We start from the raw sequence: 19,828 nt of genomic DNA on the forward strand, positions 1-19,828 counted from the left end.
AGGGCTGTCCCGCTATCATAGATAGCGAAACAGCCCTGAGCGTAATATCTGCGTTCGTTTAATGCATCATACTGGCAGCAATGCGGATGACCTCATCCTTGGTCAACTCAGATTTCTCCTGGCGAACCGACACATTATAGACGATCTGCGCTTCGGGGTCAGACCAGACCAGGTTATACGTATACCCCATATCGATCTCCTTGTTGCTGGAGTTTTCGAGATAAATGAGCTGCTTGCCGCCAATCTCAATATTCTCCACCTTTGTCGTTTTGGTCCACGACAGCGGATATGCCGGTTTGTCTTTGTCATCAACACGCGAGGCACCGATTCTCACCTGAACCTTCCCCTTCTTGTACACCAGTGAAGAAGAACGATAGGCAATGTTCTCCGCCTTCTCCACTCTCCAGGTCAGCCGGAAGTTGTCTCCCAGGTCTCTCACGCTTCCGCCTTCAAGCTGCTCCTCATCTGGAACTTTTATGAAAGAAGGCCTGATGGCCGCCTCGTCCAAGGCATACCCTTCCGGCATATACCCCGGCTGCTTCACTATCGGAGCGTTGTGCTTCTCGACACTGGTCTTATAAGTGGAATAGTCCTTGACTATGATCGGCGGGCAGTACAAGCCAAGATGAGATTCTTCTTTCCGGTCTTCACGTGTGATAACATAGGTGGCATACTCTCCAGGAAGCAGCAGCGTCTCAATGTCATTGTAGCCCTTTGAATATTTCATGTTGTAGAGTTTATTCTCTTTGTAGATTTCATCCTCTGTACTCGGCTGTACCCCGGGAGGTAAGGGAATCAAGGGTTCTATCGCCTTCTCTATCATACCACCTGATGTCGTCGCCGGAAGCGGCTTATACGGCAGCACCTTATACTGAGCTCCAGCCCCCTGCCGGACTTCACCGGAATACTGGGTATAGCCGCCGCCCAGCAAGACCAATACAAGGAGTGCCGCCACCCAGCCCTGCACCGGAATCCGCAGGAATCTCCTCCGGCCCCGCCCAGCCGCAGCTTCTGTCTCCAGCCTGCGCATCACGTTAGAAGCCCCTTCGTTTGGCGGAAGTGTCTGCAGCGCTGTCTGCTCTTCTGCAGCAGGTAAGGTCCCGCCAAGCCCGAGCGCTTTCATTACCGGTCCATGAACATCAACGGGGATCAAATTGGCCGAACGGTCTCCATCCTTCAGAAACTGCTCCTCCGAAGTCAATTCACTCTTGCCCATAATTGTTTCTCCTTTCTCTCAATCGCTTTTTTAAGTTTGCCTCTGGTCCGTTCATATCTTTTGCGTGCGGTAGCCGTACTGACGCCCAGAATTTCGCCGATTTCCGCAAACGATTTATCTTCATATATTCGCAGAATCAACAAGTTCCGGTCTTCCACATCAAGCTTCCCCAGGGCGGCCGAGACCGGCTCGCTGAACAGGCGGTTCTCGACCATTTGTTCGGCGCTGTTCACCGCAACCTCCTGCCGGAGCAGCTTGCGCAGTTGAAGCTGAAATTTCTGCCGCCGCAACTGATTCAGACAATGGTGGTAAGCGATCTTGTAGAGCCATGATACGAAATCCGCCTGCGGCTTGTATTGCCCGATATTCTGATAGGCCTTAATCAGGACATCCTGCACCGCATCCTCCGCCTCTTCCTTGCTGTTCAGCAGCCGGAAGCAGTAGAGGTATATCCGCTGCTGGTACAGCCTGATCACATCTGAGAACAGGCGGGCCTCACCGGCCTGTATCCTCTTAATCTTCTCTTCTATAGAATCCACGTTGGTCTCCTTTCTTCTATTTGTGCTGTTACTATAGATATAACACTTGAGCAGCCTTAAGCGTGACATTTAATTATGCCGGTCTCCACAGCAAAAGAGACCAACAGATAAATCCTGTTAATCTCCCTGGTGTAGAGCCTGCTTCCGAAACCGACTGCTCTACTCTAACTCGACGGTCTGGTTGAGGTTAAGCTCTCGGTATCCTGGTTGGTGACCGCTTGAACATGTACATCACCTTCTCGGCCAGGTTGCCGCTTTTCAAGTATTCGGCTGCTTCGGTATGGACCTTAAATCAGAATTACATCCGGGTCATCATAGCCGGTCTTCAGGAACGACTCGCAAATAAAGGCAGGGCACTCCACGATGTAGAATACCAACCTCTGTAAGCGGCCCCGCCTCTACAGAAGCAAAATGCAATTAAAGTAACTGAATCTTCCTGCTGGGGCGGTCGGCCCCGGTTCCTCTATTCAATTCTAGCTGGCGATCGTTTTCCCGCTTCCCTTCATTCTGTGCAGACGCAGATTATGAACCCATACAATCAGCTTGGCAGCACCGATCCCGAGAGATAGGATACTCAGGACAAAGACGAGATGTCCAACCCCAGGCAGAAAGGAGACCACCACTCTCCATGGGGCAAAAATATGACTAGGACCGTATAAAACCGTAATCGGCAGCACTACATTAAACAAAAGCAGGCAAAATACGAATACGCTGGTCCGCAACGGGGTAAATCGAAAGCTTTTCTTGCGTTTAAACAGGTTGACAACCGACACTCCCAGCATAATTGCCACTGCTAAACAAGCCAGATCAATGAAAAAATGGGTACCGGCATTGCTGCCCACATCCTCGACTGGCTCGCGGCCATGTATAATGTCAAGAATTCCATCAGCCACCATGCTTAATTTGTAGCCGCGGACCAAATAATCATGGGCATTGATCAATACCACAACACCTACGTCCCCGTCCAGCTTCATATCGGCGTGAAAGCTCTCAACATCACCCGCATGCTGAACAATACCATTAATGATCTCCCAGCCCATACCGTATTCACTGCCGTCGGTGGTAGGGTCTTTTATGGCCGGCTGATGCATTTCCGCAACACTTTCCGCAGTTGCCACGCTATGATTATGGAACCTTCCGCCATTGTTTTGCGCAATTAAATAATGGTTCATATCTTCTGCGCTTGAGATCAGATAGGCGGACGCAAGCATAGATTGGTTGTCCGGCTGCTCAAAAGGAACCATGAAACCAAAGACGGATTTGTAGCCTGTGGCCAATCCCTGTAGTTTCGCTTCGGGTGTAGAAGTAAAACTGTTCTGCATATCCAGAGGAGCATACACATGATCCTGAATATATTCAGCATAAGACTTGCCGGAAACGGCCTGAATAATTCCCCCCAGTATATCGTAATTGAAATTGGAATATTGAAACTTGTTGCCGACGGCCCCGGTTAATGGTGTGTCTTTCAGATTGTGTATAAGTGCATCTATAGTTGGCATCGTGTTGGTAAAAGCTGACCGCCCATGTAAAGTGGACAGTCCGCTGTTCTGATTCAGTAAATGCCGGACCATAATGGTTTTGGACGCTTCCTTGTCGGCAAGCTCGAAGTCCGGCAAATAGCGCTGTACCGGCGCATCCAGGTCAATCTTCCCTTGTTCAACCAATTGCATGATGGCCAGCGCCGTAAACGATTTGGAGACCGAGCCTAGAATAAAAGGGGTTTGCGCTGTAACGGGCTGGCCATCGGGGCCGGAAATTCCATATCCCTTGGTGTAGACGGTCTGGTCTCCCTGCACAATGCCGACAGCCACACCCGGAATATCCAGCTTCTCGCGCATCGTTTCCACAAACTTGTCAATTTGGGCCGTATCTACAGCAAGTGGAGCCGCTTCCGCATGCGCCACCCCCTGTTGCAGTAAGGGCAGCACGCTGCCTGTGACCATAACCAATATGATCATTAATGTTTGCATTATAGTCCACTGTATTGTTTTCATCTCTCTTTACCTCTTCTCCTGATTCTGTCCCTTCTCTTGTTAGACATATGGATCAAGAATATCCTTTCAACCTTTCGGCTATATTTCGAGAATCTTAAGTTAATCTTAAATAGCCTGGTGCAGATGCTTATACATGGCTGAAAATGAAAACGGCAGACCTGAAATTTCGGGTCTGCCGTTTTCGCATGATGCTATGATTTAACGGTCACTTCCGCAACACTCACCGTCCAACATTTCCACTGCCTTCTGCAGAGCTGCTTTCTTCAGAGACGCCGCTGCTTTCCGCTGCGTTACTGTTCTCTCCGGTGGGTGCTCCTCCTTCATTAATGCTATTGCTTTCAGTTTCGGCGCTATTATTTACTTCCTCTGCACCCTGCGGCACTGCCGTAGGGTGCGCAGCCTCTACCAGAGTAAGCGAAGTTCCGTCAATCCACCACGTCCCGTTCAAGCTCGAGACCAGCAGCCAATTGGTGTATTTACCTTTGACCTGTACCTCCTGTGGCGGAAGGATGCCCGCCTTAGGAGCCAGAAGATCAGGATACTTATACAGCTTTGTTTGTGCATTCAATTGAGCAGTGGCTTCTACTGCCTCTACGACAACCAATGTCCCAGGTGCAGGACAAATCCAACCCACACCGCTGCCGTACTTGATCTGGAACCAGTTTCCCTTACGTGCGATTACATATACTTCCTGCGGCTGCTGCGTGCCTATGGCTGGCGAATTGCCGGTACCGGAGAATACTGCCGATTGGGTGAACAGATTCATGGGTAGCCCAACCTGCTCCAGCGTCTGCTTCTTGAGCCAAAGATCATAGGAGACCGCAGCTGCATACACTCCGACTTTCTTATTCTTCGCCCAGATGTTATTAAAAGCGCTGAGCGGCAGTGGCCCTTCACCGGCGTACGAGCCGATTTCAATCGTAAGGCCAGGCCGTTTAAACTCCTGGATGAACCAATCCTTATAGCCTCCACCGGATGGATTCTTCTCCGGCTTCACAAGAGAATAGCCGGTAAAGAGTCCGACATCGGCGGCGATTTTTTTGTCCCGTCCCAGATTGGCTGCCAGCGTGTTGAAGTTCCAGAAAACAATCTCGCCGGAGCTGTGATAGGAAATGGTCATTTCCGGATCCAGCGTATAAGTGAAATCCATCATAAGCCGGATCTCCGGCGCTTGCGCCGGTTTCACACCCTTGTAGTTCTGGTACGACGGATAAGGTGAAGCATTCCTGATCGTGTTCCAGCTTGCAGGATACTGGCGGTTCAGGTCAATTCCTTGCATATTCGCTTTCCACCGTTTGAAATTACTGCTTCCTCCGTTATAGCCTACCAGTGTGGAAGCTAGACTCCTAGACAGACCCGCTGTGCCCTGCTGAGCTAGCGTGACACCATCCGGATTCACCATTGGCACGATCCAGATACTGACATTGTTCAACAAATCTCTCACGTTGTAGTTTCCCAGCTTCTGATCCTGGACATAGGCCTCAGCATACGAGTCTGCCATTTTCATGAGCAGTGAAGTCGTCATCCATTCCCGGGCATGGTGTGAGCCATTCAGAGACAGCACCGCTTCCCCGCGCCCTAGCTGAACCGCCCACAACTCGCGTCCGTATATCGTCCGGCCCAGCGATTTGTAAGTGATCAATCCAGGATATTTGGCGGCCAGACTCTTGATATCTCTTTCCATAGTGGAATAGGAGTAGACCTGGCCAGGGTTCACAATATTAGCCGAACCTAGCGACGGACGCGGAAAAATTGTAAGACCCAGAATTAACAAACATAGTACCATACAAAACTTGTAAAACAATGATTTCATCGACAACCCTACCATCCTGAGCATGATCCTCTCTACCAATATTTGAGTTAACACTAGTCAAAAAGACCTAGCATTGTCAAGTAGATTCGACATATTATTTAGAGAAGGACCCATATGCCTAGTATTTGCTTCTTAAATTCATAGAGGAGTGATGAAATCCCTAATCCATAGCGAATAAGCGAGTAACCACGTCTAGTTCAACGATTGTCCTGTACAGTAAAAAGGGACCCGAAGGTCCCTCTTGAGTGGCAGCTGCCGCTTATATATATTTAGCTATAATTTCATGGCCCGTAGCAGATACTGTGTACATATATACCGGCCTGCCCACCGCTCCATAGCTGATCTCCATCTCCAGCACACCGGCCTCCGTGAGAAAAGCCAAATATTTGCGGACAGAGATCCGCGAAAGCGGGGCACTTGCCGTAATATCTTCGGTGGAGAATACCGGTCTTTCCAGCCGCTGTATGGTATTCCAAATGCTCTCCAGCGTCCCTTCCGCAAGTCCCTTGGGCAGAGTCCCCGCTTTGTCATCCTCGGTTCCCAGGGAATGCCGCAGCAGCTTATCAAGCTGCTCCTGGCTGAGATGCTCCCTATGCTTCATCAGCAGATGATCCTCCCGGTATGCAGACAGCGCCGCCTGAAAACGGGCGAATTCAAAGGGCTTGATCAAATAGTCAACAGCCCCGTACTGAAGCGCTTTACGGATGCTCCCATTATCGCTGGCTGCGGAAATCACAATAACGTCAACCATGCTTCCCTGCTCCCGCAGGGAGGACAGCAATTGCAGCCCGTTGGTATGCGGCATATAAATATCGAGCAGAATCAGGTCTACTTCACGATCCGCAAGCATTTTTGCAGCCTCATCGCCCGAAGAGGCCCAGCCTGCGAACTCAAAACCCTGCACCTGCTCCAGATAATGGCGGTTGAATTTCGCCACCATCGGATCATCCTCAACAATCAGCACCTTAATGGTCATACAGTTTCATCACCCTTTACAGCATATGGCACATCGGCCATAAACATTGTTACCGGCTTCCTATCATCTACAATCTGAAGCTGGATCAGTAACTTCTCCATTCATTCTGCCGCACAGTTGAATGCGACTACAAACATAATATCATTACGGCAGATAATTTTGGAGGTAAAGGCCTGAATCTCCCTGCTGCCGGATAATCTGATCTCGGAAAATAACATAGAGCACCAAAAGGAGACTCTATCCTCAGACGAGTCTCCACAGCATTTACGGTTTATAGGTTAGCTTTCGCTGCAGCAGCCAGCCAATCGGCTAAATCATTGATTTGATTAAGCATTGCAATGGGATCGCGGTACCAGGAACTCGATTCATTCCACAAATATACGCGTCCTTCCTTGACTGGAGGAAGAATTCCCCAGATGGGATCAGCCTGTAGCTGCTCCAATGAGGATTCAGAGGTTAGCACAAGATAATCTCCCATATACTCCGGCAATAGCTCCAATGAAAATTCAGCATAGGATTCCTGGAGCATTTTTTCGGGTACTGCTGCGGGAGGGTTCATCTCCAACTGCTCGTACATAATACGTCCGCCTCTGCCGGACTTGCTGCCAAACAAATATACAAGACCATCAAACTCTTGCATAACAGATACTGTTTCATTCTCTGAGACAGCTTCCTGTACCTGTTGCTTTGCACTGGCTATCTGCTCCTGGAATTGTTCCTTCCATTTCAGGCTTTCTTCCTCCTTGCCTAGCACCTTGCCGAAATAGTCCATTTCAGCTTCAACGGATTCAAATGCATTGTACGGCATCACAACAGTAGGAGCAATCTGTTTATACTTATCATAGGTTTCTTGATCCGTTACATGACTAATAATCAGATCAGGTTCCACCTCAAGCAGCTTTTCCAGCGAGGTGCCCACATCCACCACACCGTCAAGCATTCCTTCAAGGTAAGGACTTGACATTAAAAACTCCTCTGCCGCAACGGGCTTAACATCAAGTGCAAGCACAGTACCCAAATAGGAAATAGCAGCCACCCGTTGAGGATGGACGGGAATCTCCACTTCACCAAATTTCGTAGAGACACTTTTGGTTTCCTGCGGCAATTCGTCCGGCTGAATGGACGGAGTCGATACCGCTTTATTCTGTTGTTCATTTGGCGCCTGGCTGCTCCCCGCAGCTTGTGATCCGCCCTTAGATGTTCCGCATGCAACAAGCAGCAGCATGACACATAAGCTGAACATTGTAGTCATTTTCTTGTAATGGTTAAGCATATCAAACTCTCCATCCTCCGTATATTGATAATGATTTTCATTATCATCAATATGATATCGTTGGATAAGTTTCATAACAAGAGACGGATTTAACTTCTTTATAGCATGATCCGAAACACCCCTTTGCCCGGCTTCTAATTGTGCTCTAAACAATCCGGGAGCAACACCCATGTTTTTTTTAAATATACGGTTGAAATATACAACGTCAGTATAGCCAATATACGCAGCGATTTCCTGCAAAGAAGCATTGGTAGCAAGCAGCATTTCCTGTGCTTTATACATGCGAAGTTTGATGACATAGTCAAGCGGGCTGTAGCAGGTCTGCTCTTTGAATTTTCGTGAAATATATTGAGGACTGTAATTAAGCTGCTGTGCTAGGCGTTCAATGGATACCTGACCACGATAATGCTGTGACAAATACCGCACAACCTGCTCCGCTACTGATGGCTTGGCTGCTTTCCAGTCCTGCTTATCCTTTAAAGCGTGATGGAGGAATTGCATAAACATTCCCTTTATCAGCAGCTTACCTATAGGGCTTTTGTCAGAATGCCAGACCTCCAGCATCTGCTGGGCAAGACTGAGCAGTTCCAGCGGCTCTGCTGGAGAAATTCCCCACATATGATCGAAGGGGCTGTCCGTTTGCATCAGGATATGAAATTCACGCAAGGAGTTCTGCGGCAAAACAGCTTTATAGAAAATGAAATACAGCTCCAAACCCTTCTCCGTATTTACTTTAAGCCTCCTGCCTTTGCCTGCGTGCAGCAGGTAAAATCCATCAGCCAGCCAGATCTCTTCATCCAGCCAAAGCTCGCCGCTGCCGTTCGTACAAAATATAAAAGAGCTTGCAGGCAGGACATAAGGCAGATGAAACTCACCTGCTTCTACCCGCCGCAGCCGTATATCCAGCACTCTTAGAAGCACCTGATCCCAAAGCTGCAGGTGATGATCGTTGTCCATAATCAATATTCCCCTTTATCTTCCAGGCTGGACAGCGCCTTAATGGTCATACTGCTTCATCACCCTTAACAGCATATGGCACATCGGCCATAAACGTTGTTCCCGGCTTCCCGTCATCTACAATCTGAAGCTTACCCTGCAGCTTCTCCACGCTTTTCCGGACCAGGTACAGACCGATTCCCCGTTGCTCTCCCTTGGTGGAGAAGCCTTGAACAAATACCTGCTCCCGCAGCACCTCTGGAACGCCCGGTCCGCTGTCCCGCACGGTGCAAATCAGGCGTCCCCGGTCATAACAAAAAGCAAGCTCTATCTCCTTGACGTTATGCTCCTTCAGTACCTCCATAGCGTTGTCAAGCAGATTGCCGGCAATCGTGATCAGTTCATGAATGCACTGCGGGTCTGCCGATTCCGGCAAATAGCTGTCCCCGGTCAGCTGCAGATCAATTCCTGCTTCGCGGGCCCGGCTCAATTTCCCCAGCAGGAAGCCTGCCATCACAGGGTCCTTAATCTGTCTCGTAATAGAGCCGATTTCCTTCTGGTAGTTGCCCACCATGCCCGAGATGTACTGCTGCAGCTCATCGTACAGGCCCATATGTGTCATTCCCATAATGACATGCAGCTTGTTCATGAACTCATGCGTCCCGGCCCGCAAGGCGTCCGCATATACGGAAATGCCGGACAGCCGTTCGACCAGCACGGCAAGCTCGGTCTTATCCCGGAATGTCGCGATGGCTCCGGCAATCTGGCCATTCACCCGGATCGGAACACTGTTGACGAGCAAAGTGATGCCGTTCAGCTCAAGATCCTGATCCACCTTCGCTTCCCCCGTGGCCAGCACGGACTCAAGACGCAGCTCAGGCCAATAATCTGCGATATGCCGGGTCATCGCATTGCCAGTAATGCCCACCGTTCCCAGAAGCCGCTCTGCTTCTACATTGATCATTGTGATCCGGGCTTTATCATCTACCGCAATAATACCTTCGCGTGCAGACTGCAGCATGGCGCTGCGCTCTTCCAGCAGCTTGGAAATATCTGAAGGCTCCATGCCGAACATCATCTGTTTAATTTTCCGGGCCAGCACGATCGCCCCTCCGGCTCCAAGCACGGCACCGGACAGCAGAATTGCGATGATGGTCCATTCATTCTGCCGTACCAGACGGTGCACACGTTCCAGCGAAAGTCCGACTACGACTACTCCTACCTGCGAACCTCTGTTGTTATACACTGGCACAAAGGCGCGCAGTGACTTGCCCAGCAGCCCCTCGCCTTCGGAGATGCTCTCTTCCCCGCGCAGCGCCATCTTCTGTCCTCCACCCACAAAGTGCTTTCCAATCATTGAGGCATCAGGATGGGAATAGCGGATACTGTTCATATCAATTACGACTACAAACATAATATCATTGCGGCGGGTGATTTTGGAGGTATAGGCCTGAATCTCCTTGCTGCGGCCCTCCACTAGCCCTTCCGACACCAGCGGCATCAAGGCAAGGGTGCGGGCAATCGTAATGGCTTTATCCTCCAGGGCATGGCGGGTCTGCGGGATAATCTGATTCCGGAAAATAATGTAGAGCATCAGCATGACCAACATCACCACAGCGGATACCATAACTGCAACCTTCGTCCTTAGGCCATAACCTTTTTTCTTGGCCAAAACTTAACCTTCCCCCTATCCGGTCATCTCGCCCTCTTCAGGACGGATGATATTTGCCGCTTCTCAGCAGACGGCGCAAAACCAGCCAGCTGCCCAGCGGAGATGCACCCAGCAGCAGCATCAGCAGCGTGATAACCTGTGGTGAGTCGTTCACAGACAGCACCGCAATGAATACGAACACCCCTAGCAGCCGTCCGCTCATGAGGCTCAGCTCCCTCAGCACAACAAGCTCTACCCGTTTGCCGGCAGCCTCCGCAGACAGGCCCATCAAGTCAAAGCTGGTCGAAACCATAGGCAGCATATACAGCGGAATACTGAGCGAGGTCCCTATGCCCATGATCAGCAGCGTCCCGTAGCTGACTTTCCAGAGCAGCGGCGTAATCACAGCCACCAGCAGCAGGCCACCGGCCAACATGCCTGCGGAGCGGAATTTGGGCTTGAACCACTTACCGGCAACAAAATAACTGATTAGAGATACAGCTGAAGTAATTAGTGCAAACTGCCCCAGCTTGCTCTCTTCTCTAGCCGCTATGTACACCAATAAGCCGATCAGAAATGAAAAAACGCCATCACGCATACCTTGAAACAGCAGCGCAGCCGCTGCCGGTCTCCATGGGCTGCCGGCACGCTGGAGCTCTTTCCATGGCTCCAGCCACAGGTAGGTCCCTTCGCTCTTACGCTTCTGCAGCAGAAAGCTGAGTACGGCTGAAATGCCATAAGTGCAGAGCGAGATGATAAATACGACGCGGTACCCGCGATCCCCTGGCCACAACGAGATCAGCCAACCGGAAATCCACGGTCCGACGATGCCGGTAAATGAACCGAGCAACCCCATCCACCCATTGAAGAAATCGCGGTTCACCGCTTCGGTAATTTCGAAAAACACGATGTTGAATGCCAGCCAAAAGAAGCCTATCGAGAGCCCCAGGATCAGGCCGAGCGGCCAGATATAATGCACTGCTTGTCCGCCCAGCCACAGCACCAGCAAATAAAAAAAGCCCGAAACGGCGATTCCCAGCCGCAGGGCATTCATCTTATTATGCTCCTTCACCCATTTGCCGCCCACCCAGAAGCTGAGGCCAACAGCCACCTGCTGAGCAACCGTAAACCAGCCGATCATGGCAAAATTTTGGCGGCTTTTCCACAGATAGACGTTCAGAAAAGTGCCTGCCAGCACACTCGCCAACATATACAGCCCGGCCACGGCAAGCAGCAGAACCGCCTGATTACGCAATAAGCTTTTCATAATTAACCTCCTGCCTTTTGGACATTCCTAGCTTTAATATGTCCAGAAAGCAGGGCTGACATGAATCGGCATTTATTCCGCAGAGGTGCTCAGGTTACGCACAAACTGAATACGGTCTTTCTGCGCCAGATTGTGCTGAACATGAAAACATGAAGGGCATACATAGAGATTAAGCGCAAACGGTGCTTTCATTACAGCTCCGCCCAGTGCTTCGGGAGCTGACGGCTCAAAGCTGTCTACCTTCTGTGTACCGGCAAGCACCATCAGTTCATGACATTGCGGGCACTCGGGTGCTTCAAGCTGTGCAGCAAGAATGGCAGAAACGCTATGCTCATAACGCTTCATATCATAATCGTCGCTGAATTGGCTGGCGGTATTGAAGATTGGCACTACGCTCTCCTTGTCGCTGTCGTCCCACAAGTCCTCATCGCTGATTTCCTCTGACTCCGGTTCGTCCTCAGTCTCCGGCCCGTCTTCTTCCAGATCGTCACTGCCCAGAGTGACTGTACGGTAGCCGCTAAGCTCATTGTTGCAGTGGGGGCAAGTCTCTTCGGGTCCAAATTCCTCGTCCCACACGATTTCGGTATGACACCAAGGGCATACGGTTGTTTCCATCACTAAAATCTCCTTCTTACCTCACATTTAATTCAATTCACCATTAAATAAATAATACCGGCCGCTATAAAAGCCAGGGCAGAAAAAAACAGAATCCGGATCAGCATCTTCATGATTTTCCTACTCCCCGAGTTTAGAATATAGCGGCGCCAATTACATAAGACAGTGAAACCGAGATCAGCATGGCCGTCAATCCGACAGCACGGTTATCTGCGGCAATTTCATCATCAATTGAAAAAACAGGGGTTAAAAACTCGAACAAAAAATAAGCCAGCAAGAGCAGCAGAAATCCTACAACCGACCATTTCATCGTCTCGTAAATCGAAGCCCCTGCCTGTATGCTGAAGCGCAGGATATTGCAAATGCCGAAGATTTTGCCGCCTGTCGCCATGGCTACCGCCAAATTCCCTTTGCGGATTTCTTCCCAGCAGTTATATTTGGTCACCATTTCAAAAAAGGACAGAAACACCACCAGCCCCAAAATCGCCACGGTGAAGTAACCGATCAGTGCGCCCAGCGGATGGCCCAGCATAAGATCAATAGTTTCTTGCATCTTTCCCCCTCTTTCCGCCAGGCTCCGCCGCTATTGCAGTTCAGCCACGGTTACGCCCGCGCCGCCCTCATTATAATTCCCGAGCCGGTAGCTTTTGACATGCTTATGCTTGCGCAAGTACTCCTGAATACCCGTTCGCAGCACGCCGGTTCCTTTGCCGTGTATGATCGAAATCTGGCCCAGGTTGCCGAGAAAGGCTTCATCAATAAAGCGGTCGGTCTCCATGATTGCCTCTTCGAGGTTCGTTCCGCGCAAGTCCAGCTCACTGCGGATGTTCTCGTCACGGGTACGTTTCACTGTAGTAGCCCGGCGAAGAGCAGGAACGGGGACATCCGGGGCGGAAGCCAGGAACTCCAGATCGTTCAGATTAACCTTCATCTTCATAATGCCGAATTGCACCAGCGCTTCCTTCGTTCCGCTCAGCTCCACGACGAAGCCTTTCTGATTCACGCTCGGCAGTTTGACTTCATCTCCGGGCTGAATCTGCCGCGGTGCTTTGCTGCTGTTGCTGCGGGATACCACCTTCTTGCGCGGTGCCGGCTCGGCTTCATCGAGGCGGCGGCGTGCTTCAATCAGCTTATGCTCCTTGACGGAGGCACCTTCCTCCATCGCCAGCCTGCGCAGATCGCTGATGATTTCCTCCGCTTCCTTACGCGCCTTGTCCAGAATGGCGCTGGCATCTTTCTCCGCCTTTTCCAGCCGCTTGTCGCGCTGGCTCTCCAGCTTCTCCAGCTCCAGCTGCTGCCGGTTGCGGAATTCTTCCGCTTCACGGCGGACCACTTCAGCACGCTCGCGTTCATTCTCTGCACCCAGCCGGTTCTCTTCAAGTGAAGCAATCATATGCTCCACGCGCAGATCCTCTTCCTTGACCTCGCCGCGGGCATGCTCAAGAATGTCACTCTGCAGTCCGAGGCGTTCGGCAATGGCAAATGCATTGCTCCGGCCCGGCACACCAATCAGCAGTCTATAGGTTGGGCTGAGACTTTGCACATCAAATTCCATGCTGGCATTGATGACTCCTTTGCGTTCATAGGCATAAGCCTTCAGTTCGCTGTAATGCGTGGTGGCCACCATCCGGCATTCTATCCGGTGAATATGCTCCAGAATCGCAATGGCGAGCGCCGAGCCTTCGGCCGGATCTGTTCCCGCTCCCACCTCATCCAGCAGGATCAGGCTTTTCGGAGTCATACGCTTCAGTATGGAAATAATATTGGTCATATGGCTGGAAAAGGTACTGAGGCTCTGCTCAATGCTCTGTTCATCCCCAATATCGGCATAAATCGCATCAAATACACACATCTGGCTGCCTTCCTCTGCCGGAATGAACAATCCGGACATCGACATCAGGCTCAACAGGCCGATGGTCTTCAGCGTAACCGTCTTACCGCCCGTATTCGGTCCGGTAACGATGATTGAGTTGTATTGATTGCCAAGCTCCACATCCAAGGGAACGACTTGTTCCGCCGGAATAAGCGGGTGGCGCCCCTTGCGCAGCTTGAGGTAGCCACGATCATTCATCCGTGGCTGTGTAGCTTTCATATCGCGCGCCAGACGCGCCTTGGCAAAGATGAAATCAAGCTCGCCAAGGATATCGACATCATAGGTCATTTCTTCGGCAATGTCGCCTACCAGCGCGGTTAGCCGGTGGAGAATGATCTCAATCTCGCGTTCCTCGCGCAGGCGGGTCTCCCGCAGCTTATTGTTCATCGCCACAATAGACTCAGGCTCAATGAACAGCGTTGCCCCCGAACCGGACTGGTCATGCACGATTCCGCCAAAATGGGCGCGGTATTCGGCCTTGACCGGAATGACAAACCGGTCACCGCGGATCGTCACCAGCTGATCCTGCAGCATCTTGGCCACTGAGGAGGAACGGATCATAGAATCCAGCTTTTCACGGATTCTCGTCTCCCCTCCGCGCAGCTCCCTGCGGATCGTGGCAAGCTCATGGCTTGCCGAATCGAGCACATCCGCATTCTCATCAATGCAGGCCCGGATGTCATCCTCTACATGCTTCTGCTCCGAGAGCAGATCGCTTAAGGCAAACAAAGAATGGATCTTCTCATCCTCATGCATGGCCGCCAGAAACCGCTTTACCCGGCGGGCTCCGCCAATGGTATTGCCAACCGACAGCAGCTCCGTCGTTCCCAGCATGCCGCCGATGGAGGCGCGTTTCAACGCAGGCCGAATATCGCTGACCCCGCGGAAAGAAGGTATTCCCTTCAACCGGTCAACGTTAGCCGCCTCATCCGTAGCCTGCAGCAGTTTCTTCACCCCTTCAAAATCACCGGAGGGCCTCAGGTCTTCAGCCGCCAGCCGCCCCATCGGGGTTTGCGTATATTGCATCAATTTATTTAAAATCTTGCGATATTCAAGCGTATGCAAAATCTTGTCGTCCAATTACTGTCACAGCTCCCTTCATAGATGTTTACATTATACCTAATTCGGCCCATTTGCGCTATTTAGGCATAGAATCAGCGATTCGGGCTACAATAACAACTGCACATATCCTTGAAACGAAGGCAAAGGAGGTTAGTTCAGTGAGATTTTTGGGTCATGTCGTCCGTTTCATCGTTGCAGCCATCGTGCTGCTGGTTGTCGGCTGGATTGTCCCGCAGTTTACAATCGGCGGTTTCTGGAGTGCACTTGTCCTTGCCTTGGTGATCGCTCTGCTTGGCTGGGTTATTGAGGGCATCTTCGGCAAAAAAACAACGCCCTTCGGCCGCGGAATCGTCGGTTTTATCGTCAGTGCATTAGTCATCTGGATCGCCCAGTTTGTCGTGAGCGGTGTCAGCGTCTCCATCCTTGGCGCGCTTCTGGCAGCCCTCGTCATAGGGATTATCGACCTGTTTCTGCCGGTATCCACTCCGTTTGAAGCGGGAAAATAACATATCGCCCAGCAGTGGCTCTGCAGACAACGAAACCCCCTATTTCCGGATTATAACGGAATTAGGGGGTTTATTATAGTAACTAAGCATAGGACATGACCGGATCATCGTCATGGGCTACTGTTGCGGTAACCACAGTATTCTTTCCGCTCCGCTTGGCTTCGTACAGGGCATGGTCCGTCTTGCGGAACAGCCGCTCTTTGCCGTCTCCGAGCTGGTAATCACACAACCCGATGCTGACCGTAATCGGCTTGTCACCAGCATAGGGATGCTCCATCTGGGCGATATTTATCCGCATCTTCTCTGCAGCGGCATAAGCATCTATAACGCTTTTATCCGTGAAGATCACCGCGAATTCCTCACCGCCATACCTCGCCGCAAAATCATTTAAGCTGATCAGGCTGCCCATCTTGGCCGCAACCTCCTTCAGAACAAGGTCTCCGACCCAGTGACCATAAGTATCATTCACCTGCTTGAAGTTATCAATATCAAATAGGGCCAGCTGCAGCCGCAGCCCGTTGCTTTCACACTGCTCCAGCAGCGAGTCCAGATATTCATGAAATGACTTGTGATTGTAAAGGCCGGTAAGTGCATCAATCTTCAGCATCTTATCGGAAATTGCCCGCTCGACCATAAGTTCCTGTTCGGATTTGGTCAGCTGCTCCAGATGCTCACGGACTTCACGTCCCCGGACAATTACGGCCTGGGCCATCACAACGAACACAATAAACACACACTCTACCATCAAAAACTCCAGCAGCGGCTTATTCAGAAACGGCCGTTCCAGCCCCAAATAAACACCGGCATAAAACAGTAAGCTGATCAGTCCCAATCCGTGCAGCAGTCTTTGATCAAAATAAACAAGCGCAATCATAATTGGCATCATCAGGGTCATTTGTGCACCGTCAACAAACGGCTCTAAGACGAAATACATCAAATAGGACACAATAAACCCGCAAACAACAACAGCCTGCTTGTGATATTGCAGGGTAGTGCGCAACCACATTTCGGCGATTATCATCGAGATCACAATCATTAAATTACATCCTATAAATAGGTGCCCCTTGCTCGGAATCAGCACTGTCTTGACTTCAGGCATATGGGTTGACAACATAAAGATGAGCTGGGCAGCCAGCATGAAAATTACCAGCACCCAATACCCGCTTAATATTCTCCGGTGCCATATCTCTGCATTCAACGTATCATTAGCTAAATTGATGTACATCCCCTACTTCTAACCGTTAATATAATAGCTTTCATTATAATAAATTTAATTTATTTTTGCATCATTTATTTGCATTTTTCGACAAACTTCGGACATATTTTAGACGAAATTCCGAGCCTGATTGTTTTCCAACGGTTTTGAAAAGTTTATCCAAGACTTCCGAATAAAACTAAGCTATGCTATTGTCACTGAACGGTATCAAAATATAGTTATGGGAGGATAAAGATGATCCGAAGATCAGCCATGCTGGTGTCCATCGCATTTGTTCTTATACTATCGGCCTGTAGTGGCGGCAACGGCAATCAAGCCGGCTCTACCAGCAATAATGGTACTGCTGCTTCCGGCATCAAGCCAGAGGATGAACTCGTTATTTCTGCTACGAATTACAGCTTTGACCAGGAGGAATATCATTTAAAAAAGGGCGTGCCGGTGGAGATCACCTTTAAGAACGAAAGCGGCAATCACGGAATTCTTGTTCCTGAGCTGGAGCTTCAATTAACCGCCAAGGATTCTTCCCGCGTCATTGTTCCAGAGGAAGCTGGAACCTTCGAAATGACCTGTGCAATCATGTGCGGCTCCGGGCACAGCTCGATGAGCGCTAAGATTATTGTGGAATAATAACATACAGTTATCCGCAGGTTGATATCTAAAAATAAAGACGGGGCCCAGGCAGAATTCACTGCCCGGGCCCCGTCTTTATCTTGCGTCCGCCATTCAACTATCCTGTTCGATCAGTTGAATCCATTCATTATATTCACTTTGCAGCTTGGCATATTCCCCTTGGAGATTGCGATGCTCCTGAGAGAGCTTATCCAGCTCACCTTGCCGCAGTTCGAACTGCGCCTGTACCAAACGAAGCTGTCCCTGCACGAGCTCGTAGCTCTCACCGATTTCCGCGAGCTGCAACTGCACTTCGCTACGCTCCCGGTTCATGGATTCAGCCTCGGCTTCGGCTTCTCCGGCCTGCTGCTGCCAGATCTCGATTTCCTCGCGCAGAGTGGCTTCCGCTTCGCTCCACTGCTGCTGACGCTGCTGAAGTTCTTCATACTTATACTTCCAGGATGCCTCGTACTCCCGCGCTTCCTTCAGCACTTCCTGCTGCTCTGCTGCGGTTACGGCAGCTTCACGGCTGGCTTCGTAAAGCTCTTCGAGACGCCGTGTGGACTCTTCGCTTTCGGCTTCCAGCAGCTCGTATCTTTCGCGAAGCTGCTCTCCGTCCTGCAGAACATCATCATACTGCGCAATGAGTTCCTCATAACGCCCGCGCAGCACCGAAAGCTCCTTGCGGGCTTCCGCTTCAGCTTCGCGCTGTGCTGCGCTCTCCATTTCCGCTTCTGCACGCAGTTGAGCCTCACGGTCGAGCTGCTGCACCATTCCGTCTGCCTGGCCGCGGAGCGTATCAATCTCACGCTGCAGTCCTGCTGACTTCTCTTCAGCTTCCAGAAGGTTCATCTCCAGCTCGCTGATATCCTCCATATGCTTGTCCGCCAGCTCCTGCCAATTCCCGGCTTCTTCTGCAGTACGGGTAAGCTCCGCCTGTACGTTCAGCAGACTGTCCTTGGTTCCCTGCAGCGATTTGCGCAGCTCTGAGGATTCTTGCTGTGCCAGCTCATACCGCTGGCGCAGTCCTTCCAGCTCATCGCTAAGCTGCTCTCCCAATTCGGCGGCAGACCGCAGCTCCTCCTTGGTGTGGTTTAAAGTATCAGTTGTTGCCTGCAGCGATTCTCTAAGTTCTACGGCTTCGCGCTGTACCTGCTCATAACGCTGGCGCAGCTCTTCCAGCTCCCCATTCAGGAGTGTTCCCAGTTCCGTAGCGGAGCGCAGCTCTTCAGAAAGCTGCTCCTCCCGGCTTAGAACCGCTTCATATTGCGCCAGAAGCGTCGTACGGGCATCACGTTCACCCTTCAGCCCCGCTTCCGCCGCTCTCAGCCTGGACTGAAGCTGTCCGGTTCCGCCGCGCAGCTCGCTAAGCTGCTTCTCCAGCTCTCCGAGCTGCTGCTTATGCCGGTGCTCTTGGGTACCCTGCGACTGCCGCAGCTCCTTATTCTTGGCGAGCTCCTTCTGCAGCGCTTCTCTTTCGGTGCTGAGTTCTTTATCCAGCGCGGATTTGGTATCCGCCAGTTCCTTGCTCAGCGAAGTGCGGATCTCCACAACCTCGCTTCCCAGCGTCTCCCGGGTCTCAGCCAGTTCCTGCTGGAGAGCCGACAGCGTTTCCGCTTTCTCCTTAGACAAAGTCTCCCGGAGAAGCTCCAGCTCCTGCGCATGCGCCGCTTTCAGTTCTTCCAGCTGCTCCAGACGTGCAGCTTCAAGCCTTTCCAGCTCCTGCCGGTGACTCTCGCGGGCAGCAGCCTGCTCATTCTCATTCGTATCCCGCAGCGCCTTCAGTTCCAGCTCACGGGCCTGCAGCTCTTCAGCCAGCTTATCCCGGTCCGCAGCAGCCGTCTTCCCTGCTTCAAGCAGCTGCTCGGCATGAACCTTGCGCTCCTGTTCCTGTATCTCCAAATGCCGTTTGCGTTCCTCTTCAGCGGCGGCAATCAGCCGTGCTGCCTCTTCTTTGGCCGCAGCATCCAGCCGTTCGAATTCCTCCTGCCGCTCCCGCTGTACTTCGAGGAGACGCGACACCTCCACACGCAGCTCCGTGCGCTCGCCGGTCAGCATATTCAGCTCGTTCTTAAAGTCCTGAACCTGGATGGCCTGCTCTGCCATATGTACGGCTGCAAGCACCGCAATCCGCGGTGTATCCAGTCTGGAATGTGATTTGGAAATTGCGCGCATGTGCTCGTCCACATAACGGGCAACCTGCTTCATATATTCAGTGCTGCTTCCGACAAGTTTATAGGAAGTTCCATATATCTCCACGGCGACACGAGTCCGGTCCATAG

Annotated in this window: 15 protein-coding genes; 2 read left to right on the forward strand and 13 right to left on the reverse strand. The window is 51.2% G+C overall.

The window, feature by feature from the left end; all coding sequences use genetic code 11:
- Positions 1–58: 58 nt before the first annotated feature.
- The 11 genes from AC3WT9_RS15875 to AC3WT9_RS15925 form a co-directional block, all read right to left on the reverse strand.
- Positions 59–1,216: a DUF4367 domain-containing protein gene (locus AC3WT9_RS15875; protein WP_341377811.1), complete on the reverse strand. Its 1,158-nt coding sequence runs from the start codon at positions 1,214–1,216 to the stop codon at positions 59–61.
- Entirely contained in the window at positions 1,198–1,755 is a 558-nt protein-coding gene (locus tag AC3WT9_RS15880; RefSeq protein ID WP_341377810.1) for an RNA polymerase sigma factor, read from the reverse strand. Before AC3WT9_RS15880 ends, AC3WT9_RS15875 begins: the two co-directional genes overlap by 19 nt.
- Before the next feature lie 473 nt (positions 1,756–2,228).
- Entirely contained in the window at positions 2,229–3,749 is a 1,521-nt protein-coding gene (locus AC3WT9_RS15885; protein ID WP_341377809.1) for a serine hydrolase domain-containing protein, read from the reverse strand.
- Positions 3,750–3,969: 220 nt separating this feature from the next.
- Positions 3,970–5,562: a M14 family zinc carboxypeptidase gene (locus tag AC3WT9_RS15890; RefSeq protein WP_492407734.1), complete on the reverse strand. Its 1,593-nt coding sequence runs from the start codon at positions 5,560–5,562 to the stop codon at positions 3,970–3,972.
- A 259-nt stretch (positions 5,563–5,821) separates the two neighbouring features.
- Entirely contained in the window at positions 5,822–6,538 is a 717-nt protein-coding gene (locus AC3WT9_RS15895) for a response regulator (protein WP_341377807.1), read from the reverse strand.
- A gap of 271 nt (positions 6,539–6,809) precedes the next feature.
- Complete coding sequence (locus AC3WT9_RS15900) at positions 6,810–8,768, reverse strand: AraC family transcriptional regulator (RefSeq protein ID WP_341377806.1); 1,959 nt, start codon at positions 8,766–8,768, stop codon at positions 6,810–6,812.
- A 46-nt stretch (positions 8,769–8,814) separates the two neighbouring features.
- Entirely contained in the window at positions 8,815–10,419 is a 1,605-nt protein-coding gene (gene dcuS, locus AC3WT9_RS15905) for a DcuS/MalK family sensor histidine kinase (protein ID WP_341377805.1), read from the reverse strand.
- Positions 10,420–10,456: 37 nt separating this feature from the next.
- Positions 10,457–11,665: an MFS transporter gene (locus AC3WT9_RS15910; protein WP_341091184.1), complete on the reverse strand. Its 1,209-nt coding sequence runs from the start codon at positions 11,663–11,665 to the stop codon at positions 10,457–10,459.
- A gap of 72 nt (positions 11,666–11,737) precedes the next feature.
- Positions 11,738–12,280: a hypothetical protein gene (locus tag AC3WT9_RS15915; protein ID WP_341091183.1), complete on the reverse strand. Its 543-nt coding sequence runs from the start codon at positions 12,278–12,280 to the stop codon at positions 11,738–11,740.
- Between the two features lie 133 nt (positions 12,281–12,413).
- On the reverse strand, positions 12,414–12,833 hold the full coding sequence (locus tag AC3WT9_RS15920) for a DUF350 domain-containing protein (RefSeq protein ID WP_038588259.1): 420 nt from the start codon (positions 12,831–12,833) through the stop codon (positions 12,414–12,416).
- Positions 12,834–12,863: 30 nt separating this feature from the next.
- A complete protein-coding gene (locus AC3WT9_RS15925; RefSeq protein WP_341377804.1) occupies positions 12,864–15,233 on the reverse strand; it encodes an endonuclease MutS2 in 2,370 nt (789 codons plus the stop codon).
- A gap of 140 nt (positions 15,234–15,373) precedes the next feature.
- On the opposite strand from AC3WT9_RS15925, the gene AC3WT9_RS15930 reads away from it, so the two are divergent.
- Positions 15,374–15,721, forward strand: a complete 348-nt coding sequence (locus AC3WT9_RS15930; RefSeq protein ID WP_341091181.1) for a phage holin family protein — start codon at positions 15,374–15,376, stop codon at positions 15,719–15,721.
- An 82-nt stretch (positions 15,722–15,803) separates the two neighbouring features.
- Here AC3WT9_RS15930 and AC3WT9_RS15935 read toward each other — a convergent pair whose 3' ends face one another.
- Positions 15,804–16,946, reverse strand: a complete 1,143-nt coding sequence (locus AC3WT9_RS15935) for a GGDEF domain-containing protein (RefSeq protein ID WP_341377803.1) — start codon at positions 16,944–16,946, stop codon at positions 15,804–15,806.
- A gap of 225 nt (positions 16,947–17,171) precedes the next feature.
- Between AC3WT9_RS15935 and AC3WT9_RS15940 the strand changes: the two genes are divergently transcribed.
- Positions 17,172–17,564, forward strand: coding sequence for a cupredoxin domain-containing protein (locus AC3WT9_RS15940; RefSeq protein WP_341091178.1), 393 nt, complete (start codon positions 17,172–17,174; stop codon positions 17,562–17,564).
- A 96-nt stretch (positions 17,565–17,660) separates the two neighbouring features.
- Here the strand turns inward: AC3WT9_RS15940 and AC3WT9_RS15945 are convergent, their stop codons facing one another.
- Complete coding sequence (locus AC3WT9_RS15945; protein WP_445935381.1) at positions 17,661–19,826, reverse strand: cell division protein ZapA; 2,166 nt, start codon at positions 19,824–19,826, stop codon at positions 17,661–17,663.
- Positions 19,827–19,828 lie beyond the last annotated feature (2 nt).

It is taken from the genome of Paenibacillus sp. EB106-06-01-XG199, assembly GCF_058791575.1.